Origin of the sequence: Mucilaginibacter sp. (genome assembly GCF_028288225.1) — a bacterium.
GTDB lineage: Bacteria > Bacteroidota > Bacteroidia > Sphingobacteriales > Sphingobacteriaceae > Mucilaginibacter.
The window spans coordinates 87,376-112,332 of record NZ_JAQBOC010000028.1; the positions used below are offsets into that span (position 1 = coordinate 87,376).

General features: G+C 40.8%; 19 protein-coding genes and 1 tRNA gene. 16 read left to right on the forward strand and 4 right to left on the reverse strand.

Annotated elements, in window-relative coordinates; genetic code table 11:
- The first annotated feature begins 317 nt into the window (after positions 1–317).
- The 10 genes from JWQ54_RS08405 to JWQ54_RS08450 all read left to right on the forward strand — a co-directional run bounded on the left by JWQ54_RS08405 (position 318) and on the right by JWQ54_RS08450 (position 10,482).
- Positions 318–1,463: a permease gene (locus JWQ54_RS08405; RefSeq protein ID WP_299582989.1), complete on the forward strand. Its 1,146-nt coding sequence runs from the start codon at positions 318–320 to the stop codon at positions 1,461–1,463.
- Positions 1,464–1,489: 26 nt separating this feature from the next.
- Positions 1,490–2,053 (forward strand): AraC family transcriptional regulator, encoded by a 564-nt coding sequence (locus JWQ54_RS08410; RefSeq protein ID WP_299582992.1) that lies wholly within the window; start codon positions 1,490–1,492, stop codon positions 2,051–2,053.
- A gap of 91 nt (positions 2,054–2,144) precedes the next feature.
- Positions 2,145–2,474 carry a hypothetical protein gene (locus JWQ54_RS08415; protein ID WP_299582995.1) on the forward strand — a complete coding sequence of 110 codons (330 nt, stop codon included), beginning with the start codon at positions 2,145–2,147 and terminating at the stop codon, positions 2,472–2,474.
- A 348-nt stretch (positions 2,475–2,822) separates the two neighbouring features.
- Complete coding sequence (locus tag JWQ54_RS08420; RefSeq protein ID WP_299582998.1) at positions 2,823–3,203, forward strand: hypothetical protein; 381 nt, start codon at positions 2,823–2,825, stop codon at positions 3,201–3,203.
- A 134-nt stretch (positions 3,204–3,337) separates the two neighbouring features.
- Positions 3,338–3,580: a heavy metal-binding domain-containing protein gene (locus tag JWQ54_RS08425; RefSeq protein ID WP_299583001.1), complete on the forward strand. Its 243-nt coding sequence runs from the start codon at positions 3,338–3,340 to the stop codon at positions 3,578–3,580.
- Between the two features lie 62 nt (positions 3,581–3,642).
- The gene (locus tag JWQ54_RS08430; protein ID WP_299583005.1) at positions 3,643–4,917 is read left to right on the forward strand and encodes an efflux RND transporter permease subunit; all 1,275 of its coding nucleotides are present in this window, start codon (positions 3,643–3,645) and stop codon (positions 4,915–4,917) included.
- Positions 4,914–6,806, forward strand: a complete 1,893-nt coding sequence (locus JWQ54_RS08435) for an efflux RND transporter permease subunit (protein WP_299583008.1) — start codon at positions 4,914–4,916, stop codon at positions 6,804–6,806. Before JWQ54_RS08430 ends, JWQ54_RS08435 begins: the two co-directional genes overlap by 4 nt.
- Positions 6,806–8,035 carry a TolC family protein gene (locus tag JWQ54_RS08440; RefSeq protein WP_299583010.1) on the forward strand — a complete coding sequence of 410 codons (1,230 nt, stop codon included), beginning with the start codon at positions 6,806–6,808 and terminating at the stop codon, positions 8,033–8,035. The genes JWQ54_RS08435 and JWQ54_RS08440 overlap by 1 nt, the downstream gene beginning before the upstream one ends.
- The gene (locus tag JWQ54_RS08445; protein ID WP_299583012.1) at positions 8,010–9,278 is read left to right on the forward strand and encodes an efflux RND transporter periplasmic adaptor subunit; all 1,269 of its coding nucleotides are present in this window, start codon (positions 8,010–8,012) and stop codon (positions 9,276–9,278) included. The genes JWQ54_RS08440 and JWQ54_RS08445 overlap by 26 nt, the downstream gene beginning before the upstream one ends.
- Positions 9,271–10,482, forward strand: coding sequence for an efflux RND transporter periplasmic adaptor subunit (locus tag JWQ54_RS08450; protein ID WP_299583014.1), 1,212 nt, complete (start codon positions 9,271–9,273; stop codon positions 10,480–10,482). Before JWQ54_RS08445 ends, JWQ54_RS08450 begins: the two co-directional genes overlap by 8 nt.
- A gap of 764 nt (positions 10,483–11,246) precedes the next feature.
- Here the strand turns inward: JWQ54_RS08450 and JWQ54_RS08455 are convergent.
- Positions 11,247–11,320 (reverse strand) — tRNA-Met (locus tag JWQ54_RS08455).
- A gap of 265 nt (positions 11,321–11,585) precedes the next feature.
- Between JWQ54_RS08455 and JWQ54_RS08460 the strand changes: the two genes are divergently transcribed.
- The 3 genes from JWQ54_RS08460 to JWQ54_RS08470 all read left to right on the forward strand — a co-directional run bounded on the left by JWQ54_RS08460 (position 11,586) and on the right by JWQ54_RS08470 (position 15,110).
- Positions 11,586–11,966, forward strand: a complete 381-nt coding sequence (locus tag JWQ54_RS08460) for an START-like domain-containing protein (protein WP_299583016.1) — start codon at positions 11,586–11,588, stop codon at positions 11,964–11,966.
- A 124-nt stretch (positions 11,967–12,090) separates the two neighbouring features.
- Entirely contained in the window at positions 12,091–13,530 is a 1,440-nt protein-coding gene (locus JWQ54_RS08465; protein ID WP_299583019.1) for an LptF/LptG family permease, read from the forward strand.
- 377 nt (positions 13,531–13,907) lie between these two features.
- Positions 13,908–15,110: a bifunctional 3,4-dihydroxy-2-butanone-4-phosphate synthase/GTP cyclohydrolase II gene (locus JWQ54_RS08470; protein ID WP_299583022.1), complete on the forward strand. Its 1,203-nt coding sequence runs from the start codon at positions 13,908–13,910 to the stop codon at positions 15,108–15,110.
- Here JWQ54_RS08470 and JWQ54_RS08475 read toward each other — a convergent pair.
- On the reverse strand, positions 15,104–19,561 hold the full coding sequence (locus JWQ54_RS08475) for a translocation/assembly module TamB domain-containing protein (RefSeq protein WP_299583025.1): 4,458 nt from the start codon (positions 19,559–19,561) through the stop codon (positions 15,104–15,106). The two genes, JWQ54_RS08470 and JWQ54_RS08475, sit on opposite strands and share 7 nt — an antisense overlap.
- Positions 19,562–19,739: 178 nt before the next feature.
- Between JWQ54_RS08475 and tsaD the strand changes: the two genes are divergently transcribed.
- Together tsaD and JWQ54_RS08485 are read left to right on the forward strand one after the other, a co-directional pair.
- Positions 19,740–20,741, forward strand: coding sequence for a tRNA (adenosine(37)-N6)-threonylcarbamoyltransferase complex transferase subunit TsaD (tsaD, locus tag JWQ54_RS08480; RefSeq protein ID WP_299583028.1), 1,002 nt, complete (start codon positions 19,740–19,742; stop codon positions 20,739–20,741).
- A 106-nt stretch (positions 20,742–20,847) separates the two neighbouring features.
- Positions 20,848–21,018, forward strand: coding sequence for a hypothetical protein (locus tag JWQ54_RS08485; RefSeq protein ID WP_299583031.1), 171 nt, complete (start codon positions 20,848–20,850; stop codon positions 21,016–21,018).
- Positions 21,019–21,071: 53 nt separating this feature from the next.
- On the opposite strand, the gene JWQ54_RS08490 is transcribed toward JWQ54_RS08485, so the two are convergent.
- Together JWQ54_RS08490 and JWQ54_RS08495 are read right to left on the reverse strand one after the other, a co-directional pair.
- Positions 21,072–21,278 carry a bacteriocin gene (locus JWQ54_RS08490; RefSeq protein WP_299583034.1) on the reverse strand — a complete coding sequence of 69 codons (207 nt, stop codon included), beginning with the start codon at positions 21,276–21,278 and terminating at the stop codon, positions 21,072–21,074.
- 76 nt (positions 21,279–21,354) lie between these two features.
- Entirely contained in the window at positions 21,355–23,001 is a 1,647-nt protein-coding gene (locus JWQ54_RS08495; RefSeq protein ID WP_299583037.1) for a DUF6734 family protein, read from the reverse strand.
- A 307-nt stretch (positions 23,002–23,308) separates the two neighbouring features.
- Here JWQ54_RS08495 and JWQ54_RS08500 point away from each other — a divergent pair, with 307 nt between their 5' ends.
- Complete coding sequence (locus JWQ54_RS08500) at positions 23,309–24,940, forward strand: M28 family peptidase (protein WP_299583040.1); 1,632 nt, start codon at positions 23,309–23,311, stop codon at positions 24,938–24,940.
- The last annotated feature ends 17 nt before the right edge of the window (positions 24,941–24,957 follow it).

Sequence of the window (24,957 nt, forward strand, 5' to 3'; positions counted from 1 at the left end):
ATAAAGACCATCTATTTGTGATTGACTTTCAATTATTTAAACTCGTTTAGAAATAAAAAAACTCTGCCACTAAATCAAGTAAAGTCCCTTAAAATCAATTATTATTTTAGTGTTTTTTGACAAAATTACAACGTGGAGAATACTTATTCGCAATTTTTCGATAAAGTGGAAAATGTCGCGTTCTCCACTTTCTACAAAGGTTGTAGTAAAGCGTCGTAAATCAGACTGTACATCAAAATCCTATAAATTAATTACGCTAAACTGTAAACTTAAAAATCAGGCCCAGGGTAAATTTGTATTACATTAATTGATTCACCATGGCCGTAATAACAAATATCTTATCACAACTGGCCCATATGATATGGGACATATACTGGGGGTTGGCGCTGGGTTTTATCCTGTCATCGCTAATCCGCGCTTTCGTGTCTACGGAAAGCATATCTGCAAGATTGGGTAAAGATTCGATAACTGCGATTAGTCTTTCTACGCTTTTTGGAGCCATATCTTCTTCATGTTCTTATGCAGCAGCTTCGATGGCAAGAGCATTAATGATAAAGGGTTCTACGTGGTCAAATGCTGTTGCCTTTATGGTAGCAAGCACCAACCTGGTTTTTGAAATATTTATCGTGATCGTCTCGCTTTTAGGCTGGGCGTTCTTTGGCGGAGAGGTGATCGGCGGTTTGTTTTTTATTATCATTTCGGCAATAATCATAAGCTGGTTTTTCCCAGCGAAAGTAAAGGATGAAGCCAAAGAACACATTGCGGCATCAGAAGGAGAAAAATCAAATGACTCTCATTCGCATCACAAGATGGAAAGCTCTTGCTGCCATCATGAGATGAAGATGGATATCAAAGAAGTGCTTCCAGCGAAAACCAGTTTATTTACTAAACTAAAGGAAGCCAGCGGGCATTATTATATGGATGTAACAATGGTGGGCAAAGATATTTTGATCGGACTCGCCGTATCGGCTATTTTAATGGTTGTAGTTCCAGGCGGATTTTGGAAAGGTTTATTTTTAAGCGGCAACAGCACCCTACCGCACATTGTTATATTGAGCTGGAACGCCATTGTAGGAATATTCATTGCCATAATTGCCTTTGTTTGCTCGGTAGGAAATATCGTTTTGGCAGCTGTGTTATGGCAAGGCGGTATATCTTTCGGCGGCGTGATCGCATTTATACTGTCTGACCTGGTTACAATTCCTATGCTGATGGTATTCCGTAAATATTACGGCAATAAAACGATGTGGTATTTATTGATCATTTTGGTAGTTAGCATTTCCTTTACTTCGTTGTTTTTGGATTACTCTTTTGCAGCCTTGCACTGGATACCCAAAGCACATACCGGCCGTATGCAAATGGCAAGCGAAGATTTTAGCTGGAACTATCAAACCTGGCTGAACCTTATCTTTATACCACTATCCCTGATTTACTTTTATTGGGGAAGGAAAAGCATGAAATAATGCTAATTTTGAGAAAGAGGATATTCATGCTATTACATATTAAAAACATGGTCTGCGACCGCTGCCAGATGATCGTCCGGCAGCAGTTGGAAAACCTGGGCTTTACCGTTAAACAGGTCGCGTTGGGTAGTGCGGAAATAGCGCCTGAACCCGATGAGGAACAATTGCAATTGGTATCTGCGGCTCTGAAAGTTCCGGGTTTTGAATTGATCAACAAGGAAACGGATAAGACCGTTGAAGCAATTAAAAATGCAGTCATTGAATTAGTGCATCATTCCGATTTGTCCGAACTTAATATATCCTTTTCAGATTTGATAGCGAAGCGTGTTGGCAAGGACTATGCCCATTTAAGCCGCTTATTTTCCAACGCACAGGATACAACTATTGAACGGTTCATTATCGAACAAAAAGTGGAAAAAATAAAAGAGCTGATGGAATACGGTGAGTTGAACCTCAATGAAATTGCCTATCAGATGGGTTACAGCAGCAGTGCGCATTTATCTACACAATTCAAAAGCGTTACCGGCTTAACACCCAGCCAGTTCAAAGCTTCCGAAAAAGCAGGCAGAAAGGCGATTGATAAGATCTAATCGTTTACATCTGCAATAGAATGTAAATTTTTAACGGAATTATATAAAATTGCGCCAGATATTGCCGGTATCTTAGCACTATAATAAGCACATGAAATCTATAGCTGTTTTTCTCATCCTGAATATTTTGCTTTTATCTTCATTTACAGGTATAGCGAACATCCATCATGGAAAGGCATCATGCTGCGTAGCAAAAACGCATAAGGATTGCTGTAAACAACAAAAACATAGTGCTGCTGATGATTGCGCCAAAGGCAATTGTAACGCGATGCTGTCTTGCGGAACGTGCGGATTTGTTATTGTATCATCTGTTTCTATTCCTCCCATCATTTCCATTTTAAGTAGCCAGGCCGTTCACCCTTTTCCAATAGGCCAATTATCCGACTATCACGGCAATGGCTGGAACCCGCCGAAAGCTTAATAATTAAAGCTTGAACACGTCAATCCAAGATTGACAAAACCATTAATTATTAATCTTTAAATTCAAAATCATGAAAAAGTTTCTTTTCATCAGTATGGTGATGCTGTTATCTGCTGTTTCCATTACCTACGCCAATACGCCTTGTTGCAACAGCAAGATGAATCACTGTTCAACCTGCTCGCACGGCTGCGGGCCAAACTGCAAGGATTATTGCAGCAAAACCTGCAAGGCATCCGGTAATTGTAAGACCATATGTAAATTATAATCATATAACAAGCCGCCTCTAAACCGGGGCGGCTTACAACTATATTAATCCGCAAAACGTATACTTTTATTATATTTGTACTAATGAAACGTCCCGTGCTCATTTTATTAACGGCTATCTACATCGTATCCTGCATGGGTATGAGCGTTGATCGTTTCTATTGCTGCGGAAAGTTAGCTTCGGTAACCTATACCTATGGTGCTGGCGATAACACCGGCCAGACAGGCAAAAAGGATAAGTGCTGCGACCATCAAAAACAAAGTTTCAAAGTAAAGGATAGCCACTTTAGTGCTGTTTCTATTTCTTTGAACCTACCTGTACCAGCAATAGTCCCATCATTTATTAGCCTGGTCAATGAACCTGTTGTCAGTATATTACATACGCAAATAGTTTATAAGGGAAATGCCCCACCGGGACATTCAGATATACCTGTCTATACCCTGAACTGCGCTTACAGAATCTGATTTGTACTTTTCCTATTAGCCGTACATTCTGTACCGGCTAGCCCATAGTTTTAAATTCATCAGTTTAATTTATAATCAACGCATTAGCCTTGCTAAAGCCTGATGCTATTTATCCATTCTCTATTTAAAAATCCATGAAAAAAGTAACATTGATGGCTATAGCCATATTGTTTTCCGGCATGAGTGTGCTCGCTGTCCATTCGACAACTTTGGTATCAGATACCACTAAGACCAAAAAGGTTAAACCTGCAAAAGTGCAATACACCTGTCCTATGCACCCGGATGTATTAAGCGACAAACCCGGTAAATGCCCTAAACCTAATTGCGGTATGACCTTAGTTAAAAAAGAGCCTGCTAAAAAGAAAGCGGCAAAATAAGCGGGAAGTTCATTTAAGCCCGGTCCGCCAGTCGGCGGACGGGCTTATTAAAACACATTAAGATGATCAATCAACTTATTACCCTGTCCTTAAAAAACAGGTATATCGTTCTGCTGATAGCGGTTGCTCTCTTTAGTTGGGGGGCATATGCGGTCAGCGTGAACCCGATAGACGCCATTCCCGATTTGTCAGATAACCAGGTGATCGTGTTCACCGAATGGCAGGGCCGCAGCCCGCAGATTATGGAAGACCAGGTAACTTACCCATTGGTGAGCAACCTGCAGGGCATTCCCAAAGTAAAAGCGATTAGGGCGACCTCGATGTTCGGGATGAGTTTCGTCTATATCGTTTTTGAAGACAAAGCTGATATATATTGGGCACGAAGCCGGGTACTTGAGCGATTGAACTACGCACAGCGTTTATTACCCCAGGGCATTACACCAACATTAGGCCCTGATGGAACAGGTGTTGGGCATATCTTATGGTACACTTTGGACGCCAAAGGATTCGACCTTGGTGAACTGCGTGCCCTACAGGATTGGTACATAAAATTGGGCTTGCAAACCGTGTCCGGTGTCAGCGAGGTCGCCTCATTCGGCGGCTTTGAAAAGCAATACCAGGTTTCGATTGACCCGCATAAACTCAATTATTATAATATCCCCTTATCGCAGGTATTAAAGGCAGTAAAAAGCAATAACAATGATGTAGGCGGGCGCAAGTTTGAAATGAACGGAACGGGTTACATTGTGCGCGGATTGGGCTATATCAAAACTCTAAAGGACGTAGAGAACATCCCCGTTGGCGTAAACAATACTATACCGGTCACAATAAAAGATATAGCAACCGTGCAGATGGGTGGCGATGAACGGCTCGGCATATTTGATCAGAACGGCGAAGGTGAAGCTGTTGGCGGCATTGTAGTGATGCGATACGGTGAAAATGCCGATAAGGTAATCCATGCGGTAAAAGATAAAATGAGCGATATCCAAAAAGGGTTACCTGCGGGTGTTAACTTTAAGATTGCCTATGATAGGAGTGAACTCATTGAAAATGCGGTTAATTCTGTCAAACATACCTTGATCGAGGAAATGATCACCGTGTCGGTCATCGTTATCCTGTTCCTGTTTAGCTGGCGCAGCGCTCTAAGTATTATTATCCAAATTCCTATCACCATAGCCGCGAGCTTTATCCTGCTCAATGCCTTTGGCATCAGTTCAAATATTATGTCCTTAACAGGGATCGCTTTAGCTATCGGGGTTATTGTAGACAATGGGATCGTCATGGTTGAAAACTCGCATAGGAATTTATCCATCGCACAACAAAAAGAAAGATCATGACCACAGCAGAAAGAATCAAAATTATAGAAGCATCCTGCAAACAGGTCGGGCGTGGCGTATTTTTCTCTACACTCATCATTGTGGCATCCTTCCTGCCAGTATTTTTACTGGAGGGGCAGGAAGGTAAGTTGTTTGGTCCGCTGGCCTGGACAAAAACATTCATACTGGCAATTGATGCCATCCTTGCCGTAACACTCGCACCGGTACTGATCTCCTTTTTCCTGAAAGGAAAATTACGGACGGATGACCACAACCCGCTGAACCGTGGACTGGAACGAATATACCGGCCCATACTCAACTGGTGCGTAACCTGGCGAAAAACAACACTAATCATCAATATTGTTGCCTTGCTCATCAGCATCCCGTTGCTGCTTTCTTTAGGCAGTGAGTTTATGCCGCCGCTGGATGAAGGTACTATACTTTTCATGCCCGTTACCCAGCCCGATGTTTCCAACGCCGAAGCGAAACAGCTTTTACAGGTACAAGATAAGATCATTAAAAGCGTACCCGAAGTAGCCAACGTTTTAGGAAAAGCTGGCCGCGCCAATACTGCTACAGACAATTCACCGATCAGTATGACAGAAACGATCATCCTTCTGAAACCCAAAGACGAATGGCGCAAAGGCATAAAAAAGGAGGACATCATCAATGAGCTCAATGCCAAGCTCCAAATACCTGGCGTAGTGAACGGTTGGACGCAGCCCATCATTAACCGCATCAATATGCTATCCACAGGAATCCGGACAGATGTTGGACTTAAAGTATACGGACAGAACCTGGATACCATCAATGCTTTGTCCAATCAGATGAAACAGGCTTTGCAAGGATTAAACGGTGTTAAGGATATGTATGTTGACCCGATAACAGGCGGTAAATATGTGGATATACAGGTCAATAAAGATGCCATAGGCCGTTATGGCTTAAGCGTGGATGACGTGAATGAGGTGGTGGAAAGCGCTTTGGGCGGTATGAATCTAACTACTACAATAGAGGGCAGGCAGCGTTTCAGCGTGAATGTGCGTATGGCCCAGGGTTACCGAAGTAATTTGGAGGCGATCAAACGGACGTTGGTACAAACACCTAATAACGGTCCGGTCCCACTATCCTCAGTTGCTGATATAAAGATCAGCGATGGACCGGCTATGATACAATCCGAAAATGCTTTGTTAAGGGGCACCGTTTTGTTCAATGTTCGTGACCGTGACCTGGGCAGTACGGTTAAGGAAGCGCAAGAAAGATTAAACAGAATGGTAAAGACCCTGCCCAAAGGTTATTACATTGAATGGAGCGGGCAGTATGAAAATTTGATCCGTGCAGAACATACTCTAAAGCTGATCTTACCCATTGTACTCATCATTATTTTCGGCTGCCTGTATTTTGCTTTTCATTCTATCCGTGAAGCATTTTTCAGCCTGATTTCAATCCCGTTCGCTTTAATCGGAGGCGCTTATATGGTGTATTTTTTTGGGGTTCATTTGTCGGTTGCCGTAGCCGTGGGCTTTATCGCGCTCTTTGGGATCGCCGTGGAAACGGGTATTGTAATGGTGATCTACCTGAATGATGCCATGCAGCAACTCGTCGCTTTAAAAGGAAATTCAAAAGAGACTATCACCCGTGAGGATTTGCGTGTTTATGTAATGAATGGTGCTGTAAAACGCCTGCGGCCAAAACTAATGACAGTATGCGTGGCCTTGTTTGGTTTAGTGCCCGTGCTTTGGGCAACCGGAACAGGTAGTGATGTAATGCTGCCTATCGTATTGCCGATGATCGGCGGTGTATTAACGTCTTCCACCCATATTTTATTAGTTACCCCGCTTATCTTTTTGATGGTTAAGGAGTATGAATTAAAGAAACATGGCAAACTGGAAGTATTGGAGGTAAAAGAATAATGAAAACAAGAAATCAAATTATAGTGAGCCTGCTAATCTGCTTTACAAGCTTATCAGTAAGAGCCCAGCATTTGTCCTTGGATAGCGTTTTAACCCGTGTCGCAGATAATCCGGCGTTACAGGCTTATGATGCAAAAGTTAGTGCGCAAACTGCATATGCAGCCGGGGCAAAAAGTTTGGATGCGCCAAAAATTAGTGCCGGACAATATCAAACGCCCTATCAACTTAATCCGAACGGAGGTTCGTTTATGATACAGGCTGAACAAATGTTTACTAATCCTGCTAAACTCCGGGCAAAGGAAGATTATATGAAGGGCTTGTCTAAAGTAACAACCGAGGATAAGAACTATTTGAAAAATCAGTTGATAGCTCAGGCGAAGCAATATTACTATGAGCTCGTGGTGCTGGAAAAGAAACTGGCTTTATTGCAAAATACCCAAAGCCTGTTGGAATATATGCTGAAAGATGCTAACATCCGCCTGACCTACGGAAAGGAAAAGCTTCCAAATATCTATAAGGCTAAAGCAGACCTGTACGAACTGGACAATACCCGCGAGCAGCTGAATAACGAAATCCTTCAAAAGAACATCATGCTTAATACGCTGATGAACAGAGATAAACGGATGACATTTTCAGTGGATACGAACCTAATATTAAAGGATTATGAAACGGCTATAACCGATACTTCGGCACTTGCAAATGGCCGCAGTGACATTAAAGGCATCAACCGGAATATTGAATTGCAGCGACTCAACGCGCAAATGGAATACAGCAAACGCAAACCGGATTTTGGTATCCAGGCAGCGCACATGCTCAGTTATGGCGGTTATCCTAATCAGTATATATTAATGGCCTCTGTGACCATACCCATTGTCCCCTGGGTATCCAAAGAATATAAAGCCAATCTGAAAGGTATTCAATATGAGGTGGAAGAACTACAACAGAAAAAACTGGATCTGGTTAACCAGGCTGCCGGACAGTTAGCCGGAATAAGCACTGACATCGGCAGCAAAAAACGACAGCTAAAAAATTATCAGCAAAACATTATTCCCGCCCTGCAAAACGGCTATAAAACCGCTTTACTGGCCTACGATCAGAATACCGGCGACTTGCCATCGGTATTAAATGGCATAAAGGATCTACAAATAGCCCGTATGGCATATCTGGATCGTTTACAGGAACTTTTAACCTTACAGGTGACTTATGAAAAAGAAAATGAAAGCAATTAGCATAATGTTTACTGGCATCCTGTTAAGCACTATGCTGCTTACTGCTTGTTCTGACAAGAAAAAGCAACAAGCCACGGTACAGGCAAAAAGTGATGTAAAATACACCTGCCCAATGCACCCGCAAATATTGGAGGACCATCCCGGAAACTGCCCGATTTGTGGAATGACACTGGTAAAAAAATCAGAGCAAGCCAGCGAAGGTTCAGGTATCAGTTTGAACACGGTTTTACAGCCGGTCAATTCTACGGTAATCTCTACTGTAGCAGCTATTATGCCTGAGCAAAAGGATGCGGCAATAACCATTTCCGCGCAGGGCTATCTTGATTTTGATACGCGCGATATTAACAATATCGCATCACGTTTTTCAGGCAGAATTGAAAAGTTGTATATTAAATTTGCCTTTCAGGAAATACATAAAGGGCAACGCATTTTTGATATATATAGTCCTGATATGGTCACAGCCCAGCAGGACTTGATTTACCTAACAAAAAACTCGGCACAGGAAACAGATTTAATAAATTCAGCAAAGCAGAAATTGTTATTAGAAGGGATGACCAATGAACGGGTTAACGAGGTTATAAAATCTGGCAAGCCATTTTACGGTCTTCCTGTTTATAGTCCTTATGAGGGCCATGTACATGATATGCCACACAGTCAAATGCCGGGAAGCACGGCTACAGAAACCCCACCATCTTATGCTGATAATCTTCCGCTTTCGATCAAAGAAGGAATGTATGTTGAGAAAGGGCAGAGTTTGTTTAACGTGGTCAATCCTCACATGCTTTGGGCTATTATAAAAATTGACCGATCAGCTATGGTTGCGTTAAAATTAAACCAGCCAGTAACAATGACATTGCCCGATCTGCCTGGTAAGACAGTTACCGGAAAGGTGGATTTCATTGAACCTGTTTTAGAAAACGGTGATAAAACAACCAGTATTCGCGTCTACCTGGATAACATGGATCATGAGTTGAAAGTAAATAGCCTGGTTAAGGCGGAAATTCAGACCGGGAAAACCAGTGGCTTATGGATACCAAGAACTGCATTGGTCGATTTAGGCCAGACACAAATTATTTGGTTAAAAAATGGACCGGCCTTTTATGCTAAACAAGTAAAAACAGGTGCGATAAACGGCAATGAAATATTGATTACTAAAGGACTGCAGGCAACGGATAGCCTGGCAGCTAATGCACAATATTTAACAGACAGCGAGAGCTTCATTAAAACGAAAAATGATGAATAAGATAAAACTATTGGTATTGCTAAGTACCCTTTTGTTTGCGGCGTGTAAACCAAAACCGCAACAAATAGTAGTTAAAACCCAAAGCAAAGCTTACTACACCTGTTCCATGCATCCACAGGTACATGAGGATCATGATGGCAATTGCCCGATATGCGGTATGAAACTGATTAAGGTGGAACTTACCGGCACAAGTGATAAAACTGTAGACCGTATCACCCTTACGGCGACACAGCTCCAGTTAGCCGGTATACAGACGGATACTGTTCGCGAAGAAAATATAAGCAGTGACAAAACATTGACCGGAACAGTATCCACCGATGAAAATAAAGCAGAAGAATTAAGCGCAAGAATAGCCGGAAGGATACAGCAACTATTTGTAAGAACAGTAGGTGAAAAAATTTCTGTAGGCCAACCAGTTTATTCTATTTACAGCGAAGATTTGCAGGAAGCAGAAAAAGAATATTTATTGGCAAAGCAGCAACAAAAAGTGCTGCATAACCCCGATGTGGATTACCAACAACTAATCAGCGCAGCCGAAAATAAGTTGCAATTGTGGGGCCTGTCAGCCGCCCAGATCAAAAGTCTATCAGCCAGCGGGAAAGTGTCTGCATCAACCATTGTATTAAGTAGGATCGGTGGAACTGTTAGCGACATAGCGGTTCATGAGGGAGATTATGTAACCGAAGGTATGTCCATATTTAAAACACAGGCGTTAAATAATTTATGGGTACAGGCACAGATCTATGCCGGTGAAACAAGTACCTACAAGGAAAATGACAGGGTGAGCGTTTTCTTTCCGGATTTAGCCGGACAGGTTATAAATGGGAAAATTGCATTTATCAATCCTGAGTTATCGGATGCCTCTAAAGTGGATTTAATAAGAATCAGTATTCCCAATCCACAAGGACTCATAAAGCCAGGTATGATGGCTTATATCTCGATAACAAATGGTAATAACCATTCTTTAGCCGTACCTGCTTCAGCTATTTTAACAGGTGGTAAAGGCAGTATGGTTTGGGTGAAAAATTCAGATGGCAGCTTTTCACCTAAAATGATTAATCCGGGCGCTGGAAACTCAAATTATGTGCCTATCCTTTCCGGTTTAAATTCCGGTGATATTGTTGTGACCAGTGGCGCTTATTTACTGAACAGCGAAGCGATATTTAAAAATGGAAATGATAACATGGCGGGCATGAAAATGTAGGGTTTAATGGGCTTTTAACAGGCGAAAATTGCTGTGAAAAACGGTGAAATTTGGTGAAAAATTGAAAAAAATCACCTAATTTTATAAAAAGCAGTTTTTATGACATCTTTAAAAATGGCCTTTTTAATGTTTTAAACAACGATTTTTAATGATTTTATTGTAAAAAAACTCTGCCAAAACTCTGCCAAAAACACCCAAAAATGCACAAAATTAAAAATCAAAAACCGCTCTCAGATCATCAAAAAGGGCGTTTGCTTGTTGCAATGGAGGCCCTGCAAAAAAGCAGTTAAAATAGGTTTAAAATATCTGTTTTACGCGATGCATAATACTCCAAATCGACCCAATTAATTTGCGTGGATTTTTATTTTTCAAGGAATATGTCACTAGACCAAATTTTTATTTATAACACTTAGTCTATACTATAAGCAAAAGTGGAGATCAACATCACTGTGATTACCGTTTGTCGAATAAACTTATATTAACGTAAAACTCAATACTTACGTAAAAACGTTTCACATATTCCTACTTCTGTATCAGTCCCCAGGAACAGACCGGGAGTAACTTTGCATCATAAAAAATATTTATGAGCAAATATGTAGTTACAGGAGGCGCAGGTCATGTATCCAAGCCTTTAACAGAAATTTTATTAAAAGCTGGAAGTAAAACCGATGTAAATCTGTTTGAAAGACGGAGAGTATAAGACGTAAACAGTAAACATGTGCAGACAATATAAACAAATAAGGCCACTCGAAAGAGTGGCCTTGTAGCGGGGAGCAGGATCGAACTGCCGACCTTAGGGTTATGAATCCTACGCTCTAACCATCTGAGCTACCCCGCCGGGTTAATATTTTTTTTAACAACTAATCACTTCCAGAACTGCCGTCCGCTTATTAGCGGATATGAATCCTACGCTCTAACCATCTGAGCTACCCCGCCGATTATTTTGTTTTCAGCAAAAAAGGCTATTGGGCTTAATTAAGTGATATTAACAACTCAAACCCGCCACCCCATTGAAAAAGGTTTGCAAATATAGCAGAAATTCGTTTTCTTTAGAAAAAATGTTAACATTTACAGCTTTACGAGTATTTCAATAATAAACCCAGATGTCTGAAAAGAAGAAATTTAATATCGAGTATGAGATAAAATCGTCTCCCCGGATACTGTATAGCTTTCTGAATGAGCCCAATGGATTAACACAATGGTTTGCTGATGATGTAAGTGTAAGGGACCAGGTATATACTTTTACGTGGGATGGTGAGCAGCAAACAGCCAAGCTAATAGCAATAAAAGAAAACAAATTAGTGAGATTCAGGTGGGTGGATGATGATCCGGCATACTTTTTTGAGATGGAAATCATCCAGGATGAGCTTACAAGTGATGTTGCCCTGAGTATTACCGATTTTGCCAGTGATGATACAATGGGCGAACGCAGGCTGATTTGGGATAACCAGATAAAATACCTGATAAGCACCTTAGGAGCTTAAAAAAAATTTAAATATCTCTACTTTTGTATGGTAAAACCATCATGCGCCGTTATTACGTTCAATAAAACACGCATGTAAGTGCCAGGCCGGCAGGTTATGGCAAATGGTTTATGCAAAACCGGTTATGAAGAAAATACATCTTTTACTACTTAAATCATTCATAAGGCCATTTATTGTCACGTTTTTGATAGTGATGTTTGTGTTGCTGATGCTGTTTTTATTTAAATACGTCGACGACCTTATTGGCAAGGGATTTGAATGGTATATCATCCTCGAGCTGATGATGTATGCATCTGCAACCAACGTAGCCATGGCACTGCCTTTATCAGTGCTCCTTTCATCTATCATGACCTATGGCAGCCTTGGCGAAAATTATGAGCTGGTAGCCATTAAATCTGCCGGGATCTCGTTGCGGCGCGCTATGTATCCTATGCTTATGGTAGTAACAGTTTTAAGCATCTCGGCTTTTATTTTTTCGGATTATATGCTCCCAATTGCCAATCTGAAGTATTTCTCCCTGTTATATGATGCACGCCAGCAAAAGTCGGCTAACTTTTTGCCGGAAGGCGTATTTAGCAACAGCTTTCCGGGGCATGTTATCAGGGTAAAAAGAAAGGATGCTGATGGGCAAACCCTGTATGATATTATGATCTACTCAAAAAATGCTGCAGAAAATAATACTGATGTTTTAATAGCCAAAGAAGGGAAAATGTACCGTACGCCCAATGGCGAGTTCCTTGTTTTAAAGCTTAAAGATGGTGTAAGATATACTGAAGATCATGGTCGCGAGAATTTTAATACCCGTCAAATACTAACACGCTACCGTTTTAAGGCAACCGAGCAGAAATTTGATATCTCAGGCCTTAAAATGAAGCGTACGGATGAGAATGAGTTTAAGAACGCTTTCCAGATGATGAACCTCAGTCAGCTAAAAATTAACGAAAACTTTACCCGGCGCCAGGTTGACAGTGGCTTAAACGTAAATTATAAATTAATAACAGCCTATTTTAAATATTACTCAATTGCGCCCAAGCCCGATTCGGTAAAAAAATATGCTGCTTTGGTTGCAAAACACACTGATGCAACTATAGCCGACTTAAAAACTAATGAGCAGTTAGGTGCTGTAGCAAATGCATCAAGCGAAGCACGCTCGATACAGGATCTTTTAAAAAGCAGGTCGGAAAGGGATAAGGATTTGAATAACAGTATCCGCAGGGCTATGCTTGAATACCAGAAAAAATTCACACTTTCTGCCGCATGTATTGCCTTGTTCTTAATTGGCGCTCCGCTTGGGGCAATTATCCGTAAGGGCGGCCTGGGATTGCCAGTTGTAGTTTCTGTTATCTTTTTCCTGATCTATTATATCATTTCAACTATTGGAGAAAAGGCAGTTAAGGATGGGGATCTGTCGCCAATTATTGGTTCATGGGTTGCAATTGTTATTATTACCCCAATAGGCATGTTTCTTTCCTATAAGGCCGCTACCGATTCTGTAATATTTGACATGGAGAGCTATAAGCGGTTTTTTACCAGGTTATTTAAGAAGAAGGTTGTGGTTAGTTGAAACAGGTTGTAAGGGTTGTAAAAGTTGTAGTGGTTGAGATAAGTTATAAGGGTTGTAATAGTTAAAAAGATAATCGCTAAGCGGACATGTCTTCAACCTTTACAACCCTTACAACGACTACAACCACCACCAGGCAACCTATTTAATTAAACAACGTACTACTTTAAGTAAGCTGTAAATGTTTAAGATAATTCAACCTTTACAACAACTACAACTTTTACAACCCTTACAACTTATTTTACAACCCTTATAACTTAACCATAATTTACAAAGCGCAGACGGGAATGATCTTATTAACAGTTAAATTTGCGTAAAGTTCAAAAAACAATGTTTATGAGTTGCTTTAACCGGCGTTCATATTCAAATAAACTGTATAAATGTTAAACACAATAGAAGAAGCAGTAGAAGCCATAAAAAGCGGAAAAACAATTATAGTAGTTGATGATGAAGACCGGGAAAATGAGGGAGATTTTTTAACGGCTGCACGCAATGCGACCCCTGAAACTATAAACTTTATGGTGCGCCACGGGCGTGGCCTGGTTTGTGCGCCAATTACCAAAAAACGTGCTAAAGAGCTTGATCTTGAGCCCATGGTTAGCCACAATACAACATCGCACGAAACCAATTTTACGGTTTCGGTTGATTTGTTGGCGGGATGCACCACCGGTATTTCGGCTTCTGACCGTTCAAAAACTACGCTGGCACTAATTAACCCCGCTACAAAACCCGAAGATTTGGGGCGGCCGGGCCATGTGTTCCCGCTGATTGCCAAAGATGGTGGAGTATTGCGCCGCACCGGTCATACCGAGGCGGCTATTGACATGGCTGTTTTAGCCGGATTTGAACCCGCAGGCGTTATTTGTGAAATAATGAAAGAAGATGGCGATATGGCACGCTTACCTGAGCTTTTAGCTTTGGCAAAAGAATTTGATCTTAAAATAATCTCAATAAAAGACCTCATTGCTTACCGGTTAGCAACCGAAACTTTGGTCCATAAAGATGTATCTGTAAAAATGCCAACCCAATGGGGAGATTTTGATATGATAGCTTATACGCAGGCAGACACCGGGGAACACCATTTAGCATTGGTAAAAGGTAGCTGGGAACCCGGTGAGCCTGTTTTGGTGCGTGTTCACAGCTCATGTGTTACCGGTGACATTTTTGGCTCGTGCCGGTGCGACTGCGGTCCGCAACTGCATAAAGCAATGGAGATGATAAATAGGGAAGGCAAAGGGGTAGTTGTATATATGAACCAGGAAGGGCGTGGAATAGGGCTTATCAATAAGCTTAAAGCCTACCATCTGCAGGAAAACGGCATGGATACCGTTGAGGCAAATATTGAGCTGGGTTTTAAAATGGATCAGCGTGATTATGGCGTTGGAGCACAAATACTGCGCAGCCTGGGTATCTCAAAAATGCGTTTGATGACCAATAATCCAACAAAACGTGCCGGCTTGATAGGATACGGGCTTGAAGTGGTAGAGAATGTGCCTATCGAAATTGCATCAAATCCGCATAATGAGGCTTACCTGAGAACCAAAAGAGATAAGATGGATCACGCAATTATGCGCGATCACTGATCTTCGTCATCGGGCTTGGTTATAACAGCCGGTGTTTGCGTGGTTGGCGGCACCGGTGTAGGTTTAACGGGTGCATTAGGCCTGTTCCCTTTTCTGAATATGTTCCTGATAAATTCGCCAAAAGTGTCAAAATCGCGCTGGTAAACTAAACCTATACCGTTTACGTATTGAACGCCTAATTGGGCATCCTGGAGCGTGTTTAACGTGGTGCTGTTTAAAACCCGGTATGAATACCTTGCACTAAGATTGCCATCCTTCCGGATAAGGTATTGCGCTTCAAAATCTTTAGTAAGCTGGCTAAAGTTCGAATTAAACAGGCTTGTATTATTGTTAAAAAGATCGCTGCTGCCTGAGGTGGAGTTAAACAAGCTGCCTGTAAGTATCAACCTGTCCTTAAACCTGTATGATATACCAAGATCATTAAACGACCGGATATTCAAATCCAGGTTTTTTATGTTTGATTGCGATATAAAGCTGTTTAGCTTGTTAAATGCAAATTCACTAACTGCCTCGCCGGCTGTACCCAAAACCTGGTTTGTTAAATTGTTGTTGGTCCCATTACTAAAATTACGCCTTACAATAATGCTGAGCGCCTGCTGGCTGCGGTTATTATTATCAGACAGGTATGTGCTCAGGTCATCTTTAATTGATGGATCGAGCGGGAAATTAAAGTCGAAATCAATAGTTGGCTGTAACAGTGTTTTAGTTAATATCAATTCGGCCTGTACCAGTTCCAGCGACCGTCCTTTTGGCGATTGTGAACCGGCAGCCTGGTATAATGGCTGAATATCCGTACGCACTTCATAAATGGCATTCAGGTTTATGGAAGCGTTTGACGGGTTGCCCGTCCACCGGATGGTTCCGCCCTGGTTTACGGTAAAGTTTTTGCTGATAAAGTTTTTTGCTGTAAACTCAAACTTGCCCGATGTAATTAAAAAGTCGCCGAACATTTCAAAATCACCCAGGCTGTTTATGTTCAGTTTTAAATCCTTTGCCTGTCCGCTGCCTTCCAGTACGCCATAATCGGTAGTAATTTTTACAGTGGTCTTTTCATCAACAGTAAGATCGAAATTTAAAGTAACCCCATTAAAAGCCAATGTTTTAGGGCCTGCCTTTGTGGTGTCATTATGGCTCACAAATTTTATAAAATCGTAATCGCTAACTGTCATTGAAGTATTTAGCGGGATATTAAATATCGTACCTGCTTCGGTGCTGGCTTTAATATCAATTTTCATATCGTCAACCGGCCCGTTAAAGCTAAACCTGCCTGTGCCGTAGGCTGTGCCATAATAAACGTGGTTATCTTTAAAATTGGTATTCAGGGCCATCAGGTTCCTGGCGTTTACAACCACTTCAATATCAGGATTGGCAAGATCGTTCATGTCAATGGTGCCTGTAACATTACCTGTTCCCTTTTTAATATCCCTAAGGGTCATGCTGTTAATTTTTACTACGCTATTAACAACATCAACAGTATCCGTAACGGTAAAGGGCGTTTTTAAATAATTTACAGTAACTCCCGTATTATTTAATATAACATTGCCGTTTAGCTTAGGTTTTGAAACAGGACCGGTTAGTTTTAAGTTGGATGAAACGGTGCCTTTAACATCCGAAACCAGGTCTTTTATAAAAGGTTCAAAAATTATAGCCTCGGTTTGGTTCATGTTTACATCAAAATCAAGATTATCTTCTGTACCATGCCCAATCTGGTAAACGCCGGAAATATTCATAGTTTCGAGGCCGCGGTTTTTAATGTTCACATTTACATCAGCCTGCTTGCGGTCATTACCCAAAGTAGATTCTATCTTCACATCGCCTACCAGCGTTTTGTTCATTATCAGCGAATCAATGCCCAGTTTGGCATCAACCCCCGGCGATTTCATAATGGAAGTTAAATTAACATCGCCATTAAGCGAGCCTTTTAACTGGATCCCCGCCGACTTGGTAAGCTGGTTTAAGGTAGTCATGTTGAATTTTTGGAAGGTAAGCTTGAGCTTATCTGCAGGATTATCAGAAATAAAACCATCTATCTTAACTTTTTGCTGTCCGTTTGATAGTTCAAAACCTTGTACCTGCGTTTTGCCGTCCAGGAATTTTACCCTTACTTTTTCAAGTATTTTCCAGTTTTGATGCTCCAGTATCACATCAGATGGCAGTATGTGCAGTTTGGCCGTGGTGTCCCGCCCAAAATTCACCAGCCCGTATAAGTCCAGCTGATTTATCGCATCTTTATCCGATAGCTTAACGTTGAAGTTTAAACTATCATTCTTTAAAAAATTGGTAACGGTAATGTTTTTAATAAACAGGCTGTCAGTAATGTTAACCTTGCTTAATGAAAGGTTTAAACCCAAATAATCTTCGCTTGTGCCTTCATCAATAATAAAATCATGAAAAACGGTTTTACCGTATTGTATAGTTTTGATGTATGCGTTAAGCGTTGCCGTTTTCTTCTCCGAATTAAATTCGCCTACAAATGTCCCCTGGTCTGGAATTTTAAGATCGGGCATAAAAATGGCGATCAAAGGGCTAATATTTTTGAGCTTCAGGTTGAAAGAAAAGTCCTGCGGCTTTGGTGTAGTTATGACTGTTTTTAATGAAGGGACATATTTTTTAACGATGGTTTTAAAATAGGATGGAAGTGTTGCGAGGTCAAAGCTGCCTTTTATATACCCATCGGCAATATCAGATTTAAGATTGATGGCCCTTTGGTTGCCTTTTCCGCTGGCTGATATGTATAAAGAATCAACCACGTAATTATTTCGCGGGTCAACTACCCTAATCTTTTGTAAAGAAGCCTCGCCTGTTAAGTTAGTAAGGTTATTGCCCGAGAAATTAGCTTTCATTTGGGTGGTGAAAGATACGGTATCATCCAAAAGCTTCAAATCATGCAGCTTTGCATTCTCAATATTTCCGGCAAAGCTGTAAACAGGCAATGCAGGGTTCAGGTCGACACTTCCGTTTCCGTTAAGCTTAATTTTTCTATCATTTATTGATAATTTACCGTTGGCTACTTTTTTAATAAAGCTGCCATTTAAAGCTAAATTGTGATAGTTATATCCTTTAAAAGCCAGCTCACTTATTTTAGCATCAACGTTTTCATTTAATGTTTCAAGTGCATCGCCACGGCCTTTAACAGTAGCAACCATGGTAATCCGGCCAAGGTCCTGTTCATCGATCAATTCACCCAGATCAAATGCATAGGTATCCAGTTTGCCGCTGTAGGCCGGCACGCCGTCTTTATTTATTTTTAGGTTGATGTCAGAATCAAACCGGCCAAGTTTTGTTTTAAATGTTCCATAGGCCACAAAATCATTCTGCAAGCCGGTAAACCGCCCCGAAAAATTAACGTTGCCGAATTTGGATATAATATCAGGTGTTTTAGCATAATGCTTTCCCACAAAGTTGCTGTACAGAAAATCAAGATCAGCCTTGTTGGTGGCTATCTGGTCAAAATTCAGTTCAAGGAAAGTATTGTCCCAGTCAGGAAGTCCTTTCAAACTAAAATCACCTCTTATATAAGTTGCTTTAGCGCCGGTAACGGTCAGGTTTTTGGCTCTAAGATTATTTACATAGCCTTTAATACGTCCGTCAATACCGAGGTCAAACTTTACATATTCAAGTCCATCGGTAAAATAAGCAATGTCTGTAGATGAAATTTTTGATGATTTAAAGTCGCCATCCATATAAACCTTATCTTCAATATGGTTGCCTACATCATTAAATGATTTAAACTTCATCCTGAAATAATTTTTAAGGCTTGAATGATTAGTTAAAACAAACATGTTTTGCGCCAGGATCTGGTTAGTATCAACCGTGGCATCCGCATTAAATTTTTTTAAGTAGAAGCCGCTTTTTTCGCGAAGTGTAAGGTTGGTTACATTTCCTTTAAAAAGATGGTTGGTCAGGTCCATGTTTTTAACAACGGCGCTAAAATGTTTTACATCCAGGTCATCAAAATTTATCCCTTTAATAAGGGTATCAACCAGCATGTTTTTAAAACGGAAATGAAAGTTATTGATGGCTATCTTTTCAAACACAACCTGCCAGGGTTTGCTTTTTGTTTTAGTTGTATCGGGCGGGCCGCTTAATTTATCAATAATAAATTGAAGGTTTGTTGTGCTGTCGCTTTGTTTTTTAAGATAGACCGATCCGTTATCCAACCGGATCAATTTAAAATCAATTGCCCGTTTGCTAATACTGTTAAACAGTGAAAAGCCGCTTAATTCTACCTCAAGCTTTGGCGTGCTTAATAAAGTGTCTTTTTGCTTATCCAGCACGTAGAAACCCTCAAGTACCACTGATGAAAAAGGCTTGATGTAAAGGCTTTGGATCTCAACCTTTGTATTTAATTTTTCAGAAAGATAACCTGTCACTTTTTTTGCGGCCCAGGTTTGTACAGGCTTATATTGAAATACGAGCAACAGGATGCTAAGTATCAATAGGATAACCAATACAATACTTAACGCTATTTTGAGTGCTTTTTTAATAACTTTGCCTTTTAATAATTATTGATTTAGTGAATTGGTGATTTATTGAATTGTTTAACATCGCTTAAGCAAATTGGTTTAATAAATTGGCCATATAAAAATCACTAATTCACTAATTCAACAAATCACTAATTAAAAACACGTGCCTGTAATTTTAGGAATCGAATCTTCATGTGATGAAACTTCGGCATCAGTATGCGTTGATGGTGAGATATTAAGCAATGTTATTGCCAATCAAACCATACACGAAGCATACGGAGGCGTTGTCCCTGAGCTTGCCTCAAGGGTTCATCAGCAAAATATTGTTCCCGCAGTTCAACAAGCGCTGTTGAACGCAAAAGTAAGTAAAAATGCGGTGGATGCCGTAGCTTTTACGCGCGGTCCCGGACTTTTAGGTTCGCTGCTTGTTGGCGTATCATTTGCAAAGGCTTTTGCGTTGGCAAAAAACATTCCGCTTATTGATATAAACCACATGCAGGCGCATGTGCTGGCACATTTTATTGGCGATAATAAACCATCATTTCCGTTTTTATGTTTAACCGTATCGGGCGGGCATACCCAAATAGTTTTGGTGAAAGCCTATTTTGATATGGAAGTGATTGGCCAAACGCTTGATGATGCTGCCGGCGAGGCTATGGATAAAACCAGTAAAATTTTAGGCTTGCCTTATCCTGGCGGTCCGCTGATTGATAAGTACGCCCGTTTGGGCAATCCTGATGCTTATAAATTCCCCGAGCCGCAGATCCCGGGTTATAATTTTAGCTTTAGCGGGTTAAAAACGTCCATCCTTTATTTTATCCGGGATAATGTAGCTGCCAACCCTGATTTTGTAAAGCAAAATTTAAACGATATTTGTGCATCGGTTGAAAAACGGATAGCAACCATCCTGCTGAATAAGCTGGCTAAAGCGGCGCAGGCCTATGGCATAAAAGATATTGCCTTAGCCGGGGGAGTATCAGCCAATACAGGTTTACGGCAGGGGCTGCTTGCATTAGGCGAAAAAAATAATTGGCGCTGTTTTATCCCAAAGCTGGAGTATTGCACCGATAATGCAGCTATGATAGCTATTGCGGGGTATTATAAATTTTTAAAAGGCGAATTCGTTGGGCAGGAGGTAACGCCGCTGGCGAGGATGCCTTTTTAAGAGAGTCGATAGACCATGGACCATAGTCCATAGTTTTTAGAAGAATATACATTACGTAAACTAAGTTGTCTATGGACTATGGACCATCGACTATGGACTAACAAAAATGAACATACCATCACTTATATTCTGGGCGGTTTTTGTACTGCCGTTTGTTGCGTTTTTAATATGGCTGATGCGGCAGGATAAGCGCAAGGGCAAAACGGGGCTTATAGTATTGGCTATAATGGTTATTGGCTGTATAGCTTATATGTACTGGAAAACTAAAGGGCAATAAAAAAAGGTGCATTTTATTAAAAGACACCTTTTTTACAAGACTTAACAAAAAAATCAGGCACAATACAGGAAGGACCCGTGACCCGCTCCCGCACAATAGGCCGGCTGACAACCAATTGGCTGCTGGCCGTTCGGAAACGGATTGGTGGTAGAAGAACAATAAGTTTGTTGCAATGTGCCCCCGGTAATTTGTTTTAATTCTTTTTTTGTTAACTCATTCATCAGGCTTAATTTGCCTGCAGGTTTAGGTTGTTTTTTCATGATTTTTTAAATTTAAAATTGGTTAATTAAATGTAGACATATGTTTTTTAATAAACAAGCATTATTTAATTAATAGCTAAGAACTGATTTTAATTACCCCGGCATATAGTATTCCCTTAATTGTACTTATAATCAATTGTTTAAATGTCGAATAATCTTCCTCTATTTCATCTAAGGAAAAGTATTGTTTCATTTCAGGCAAAATGTCACCTATGGTAAAAGTATCTTTAAGGGTATCGAAAATAACCAGATCCAGTTCATCTAAATAGTATTCCTTAATGCTGCCCGGTAACTCATCTGGTATTAAAAGTACGTGCAGGGATGATTTTTCTTCATTAAAATTTCTTTCAATAAGCGCGTGAACTTGTTCTTTGTAATCAAGTTTCCAGTTCCATCCGGTACTAAGTAATTTGTAATGTTCGGGCCGGTCTATTTCGATTTTTAGCAGCTCGCTTTCAGGTAATGAAAACACATCCTGGATCTGTTTATATTTTTTAAGTTCCGCCTTGTAAAGCCCGGTTATGGCAGTTTGACTGGCATACAGTTTTTTTAATAAAGAATTGGTTGTTGATTCTATCCTGAATATTTCCAGTAAGCAGTTACGCTCTGCACTGCCGGGCAGCATTAGTTTTACCTGTTTTATAAATTCGTTGCGGCTTATATGGGTTTTAAGGCTTGAAAGCTTGAGCGGATATTTTTTATTTAAATATTCTATAGCGGCATTAGTCCGCTCAAATAATGGTTCGTTTTTTTTTGGCGCTAATGATTTTTCTGCCAATGGAAGCAACTCATCCAGGTGAAGCAATGGCGAAACATATATGGCCGACCGCATATTTACACCGGCCGAACGCACCATGTTAATTACCCGGTAATAATAATCAGGATAATCATTCCTTAGTTTTTTTGCAACATGATCACATACATGATGGTATTTTTTAAAGCCGCCAACCGGGTGTACCATTTGTGTATGCGGATGGTCTTCAAATTTAATGTAGTCCTTAAACACAGGGTTATCTACCATTTTCCCGTAATAGCTTACGGAAATATTTGCTTCAGCAGCAAGCCGGCAAAAAAGATATTGCTCAAAAATAAAGTTGAGGCTGCCGGTATTTACCTTATCAAGGCTGGCTTTGTTTTCATCCACAAATTTAAAGGCCTGCTCACAATAGGTTTTAAAAAACTCCAGGTCATTTCCACCCAGTAAACCCGCATTACTTCCATAAACATCCCTGTGCTCATAGCTTTTCTTTAACAGGGATGATGGTATATGGATAAAATGGTCATTTATCTCATTTAAAGCATTAGTGTAAAATTCCAGGTTTTTATCCAGGTTTTGAGCTGCCAATCGTGAATTAAGAAATTTGTCATCAGGCTTTTGCCATATAAAAACATCCCCGTCCAAATGAAGGAATGGCCCTGTTTGGATGCTATAAGTATAAATTTTTGCCAGGGCCCATAAGCTGGGATGGTAATGATCGAGTGCCCCTTCTAATTGAGTGGATACATGCGAATATGGCAGTTGTAATTGATCTATTAAAATCTGCTTTCCCTTTAAATCCGTTACCAGGCTAACTTCTCCAAAAGTTTTTTTGGCCTGTAAACAGCTTAGCGCCCAGCTCATCCAATGATATTCGCACGAGAGCCACCCGGCCTTCATGCTTACCAGGTTTTCATTATTTATGTTGGATGGACCAGTCCAAAAGGTTTGAAGAATTTTTAACACGATTTAGGGATTATATGAATTGACAGGATTTAGGGTTTATTGACTGACAAGGTAAGGATTTTTGATCTACTGTCGTATCATATATGAATTGACATTTAGTCTTTAGTGCTAAGCCGGAAAAAAGAGTTTACTCATGACTTACGACTAAAAACTTTGGACTTAACACCAATCCTGTTAATCATTAAAAATCCTTTAATCGTGTTATTCCATCATTCGTGTTACAATCTCATTATTATCTTGCGGTTAAGTTGCTTAGTTAATAACTTGTGAGCTATTAGTAATTGGCATAATTAATCTCCTCATAATAATGATCAGAATTGGTAAAACACTGTTGATACTCTCCCTTATCTCCCTGGTTCATGCAGGCTTTGCACAGCAAATTAAATTAAGCGCCGAAGTTGAGCAGGCGTTAAGCAAAGTTGATACCGCTCAATTTAAGGCTGATATTGCTTATTTGGCTGATGACAAGTTAAAAGGCCGTGCACCGGGAACCGAAGGTTTCCAGATGGCGGTTGATTATGTAGTGGGCCGTTTAAAAAGCATGGGCGTTAAACCGGCCGGTGAAAATAACACCTGGCTGCAGGAGGTGAAATTCCGTAAAGCATTTGTTAAAAGCGCTGAACTTTCTTTAACCGGGCAGGGAAGCAATCCTGGCCTAAAAGCAGGCCTTGATTATGTAATATTGCCCAACCCCAAAACGCCGGATGTTACCTTAAATGCACAATTGGCCTTTGCCGGTTATGGTACAAGCGAACCATCCGTTGGTTATGATGATTATGCCGGGATTGATGTTAAAGGCAAAATTGTACTGGTGGTGCGTGGTGCACCTGATAAGTTTTCTTCGTCAGTATCAGCGCATACAATGAATCCTACAACCATATTAAAAGCCGCCGCCGACCATGGCGCAGTGGGGGTTATTATATGCTCAACTGATTCTGCCTCGCGCTTAAATAACCCGAAGGGAGGCACTTACAGTGTGATGAATAAAGATGGCTCGGTTGCAATATCACGGGTTTATTATTCAAGCCAGGTAAAGGTGCTGGGTTTGTTTAACTATACGGTGTTTAATTCGCTGCTACAACAGGCCGGAAAGACCATTCCCACAATTTTAGCACAGCTTAAGGCCGGGCAGCCGGGCTCGTTTGCAATAAATGCGGGAGTAAGTGTTTCTTACACGTCAACCTACCAGGATATTTTAAGCTATAATGTGGTGGGTAAAATTGAAGGATCAGATCCTAAGTTAAAAAATGAATATGTGGTACATAGCGCCCATCTTGATCACCTTGGGATTGGCAAGCCTGTTGAGGGCGATTCTCTTTATAACGGCGCACATGATAATGCATCAGGAGTTGCCAGCGTTTTGGGTATTGCTAAAATTTATAACAGCATAAAACATAAACCTAAACGTTCTATACTTACTGTATTGTTAACCGGTGAGGAATTAGGCGATTTGGGATCAGGATATTTTGCTTCGCATCCAACCGTACCGGTTAAAAATATAGTGGCCGATGTTAATACAGATATGCCAACCATTATTGCCCCTTTACTTTCAGTTACAGCTTTGGGCGCCGAGCATTCATCATTAATAAACCAGGTTAACCAGGCAGCAGGTTATTTAGATTTAGGCGTTGAGCCTGATCCTGAACCTAAACAGGCCCGTTTTACCAGGAGTGACCAATATAGCTTTGTGGTGAACGGGATCCCGGCGCTGCACATTAAATATGGCAGCAAAACCGCCGATGGTAAAAACAACTTAAACGAGTTTGTGGCCGAATGGCGCGCAAAATATTACCACAAGCCGCAGGATGACATAAACGGCATTTTTGACTTTGCCGCAGGTAAAAAATATGCGCAGCTTAACTTTTTGATAGGTTACCTGGTGGCACAGGATGATGCGCGGCCAACTTGGAACGCGGGGGATATTTTCGCTGTAAAGTAGCGGCAGGATTTAAGAGT

Excerpts from the sequence above, each read along its gene's own strand:
- JWQ54_RS08430 (WP_299583005.1), top strand. The coding sequence starts at position 3,643 with ATGATCAATCAACTTATTACCCTGTCCTTAAAAAACAGGTATATCGTT.
- JWQ54_RS08405 (WP_299582989.1), top strand. The coding sequence starts at position 318 with ATGGCCGTAATAACAAATATCTTATCACAACTGGCCCATATGATATGG.
- JWQ54_RS08485 (WP_299583031.1), top strand. The coding sequence starts at position 20,848 with ATGAACATACCATCACTTATATTCTGGGCGGTTTTTGTACTGCCGTTT.
- JWQ54_RS08450 (WP_299583014.1), top strand. The coding sequence starts at position 9,271 with ATGAATAAGATAAAACTATTGGTATTGCTAAGTACCCTTTTGTTTGCG.
- JWQ54_RS08410 (WP_299582992.1), top strand. The coding sequence starts at position 1,490 with ATGCTATTACATATTAAAAACATGGTCTGCGACCGCTGCCAGATGATC.
- JWQ54_RS08425 (WP_299583001.1), top strand. The coding sequence starts at position 3,338 with ATGAAAAAAGTAACATTGATGGCTATAGCCATATTGTTTTCCGGCATG.
- JWQ54_RS08465 (WP_299583019.1), top strand. The coding sequence starts at position 12,091 with ATGAAGAAAATACATCTTTTACTACTTAAATCATTCATAAGGCCATTT.
- JWQ54_RS08470 (WP_299583022.1), top strand. The coding sequence starts at position 13,908 with ATGTTAAACACAATAGAAGAAGCAGTAGAAGCCATAAAAAGCGGAAAA.
- JWQ54_RS08490 (WP_299583034.1), bottom strand. The coding sequence starts at position 21,278 with ATGAAAAAACAACCTAAACCTGCAGGCAAATTAAGCCTGATGAATGAG.
- JWQ54_RS08440 (WP_299583010.1), top strand. The coding sequence starts at position 6,806 with ATGAAAACAAGAAATCAAATTATAGTGAGCCTGCTAATCTGCTTTACA.
- JWQ54_RS08460 (WP_299583016.1), top strand. The coding sequence starts at position 11,586 with ATGTCTGAAAAGAAGAAATTTAATATCGAGTATGAGATAAAATCGTCT.
- JWQ54_RS08415 (WP_299582995.1), top strand. The coding sequence starts at position 2,145 with ATGAAATCTATAGCTGTTTTTCTCATCCTGAATATTTTGCTTTTATCT.
- JWQ54_RS08500 (WP_299583040.1), top strand. The coding sequence starts at position 23,309 with ATGATCAGAATTGGTAAAACACTGTTGATACTCTCCCTTATCTCCCTG.
- JWQ54_RS08445 (WP_299583012.1), top strand. The coding sequence starts at position 8,010 with ATGAAAAAGAAAATGAAAGCAATTAGCATAATGTTTACTGGCATCCTG.
- JWQ54_RS08435 (WP_299583008.1), top strand. The coding sequence starts at position 4,914 with ATGACCACAGCAGAAAGAATCAAAATTATAGAAGCATCCTGCAAACAG.
- JWQ54_RS08420 (WP_299582998.1), top strand. The coding sequence starts at position 2,823 with ATGAAACGTCCCGTGCTCATTTTATTAACGGCTATCTACATCGTATCC.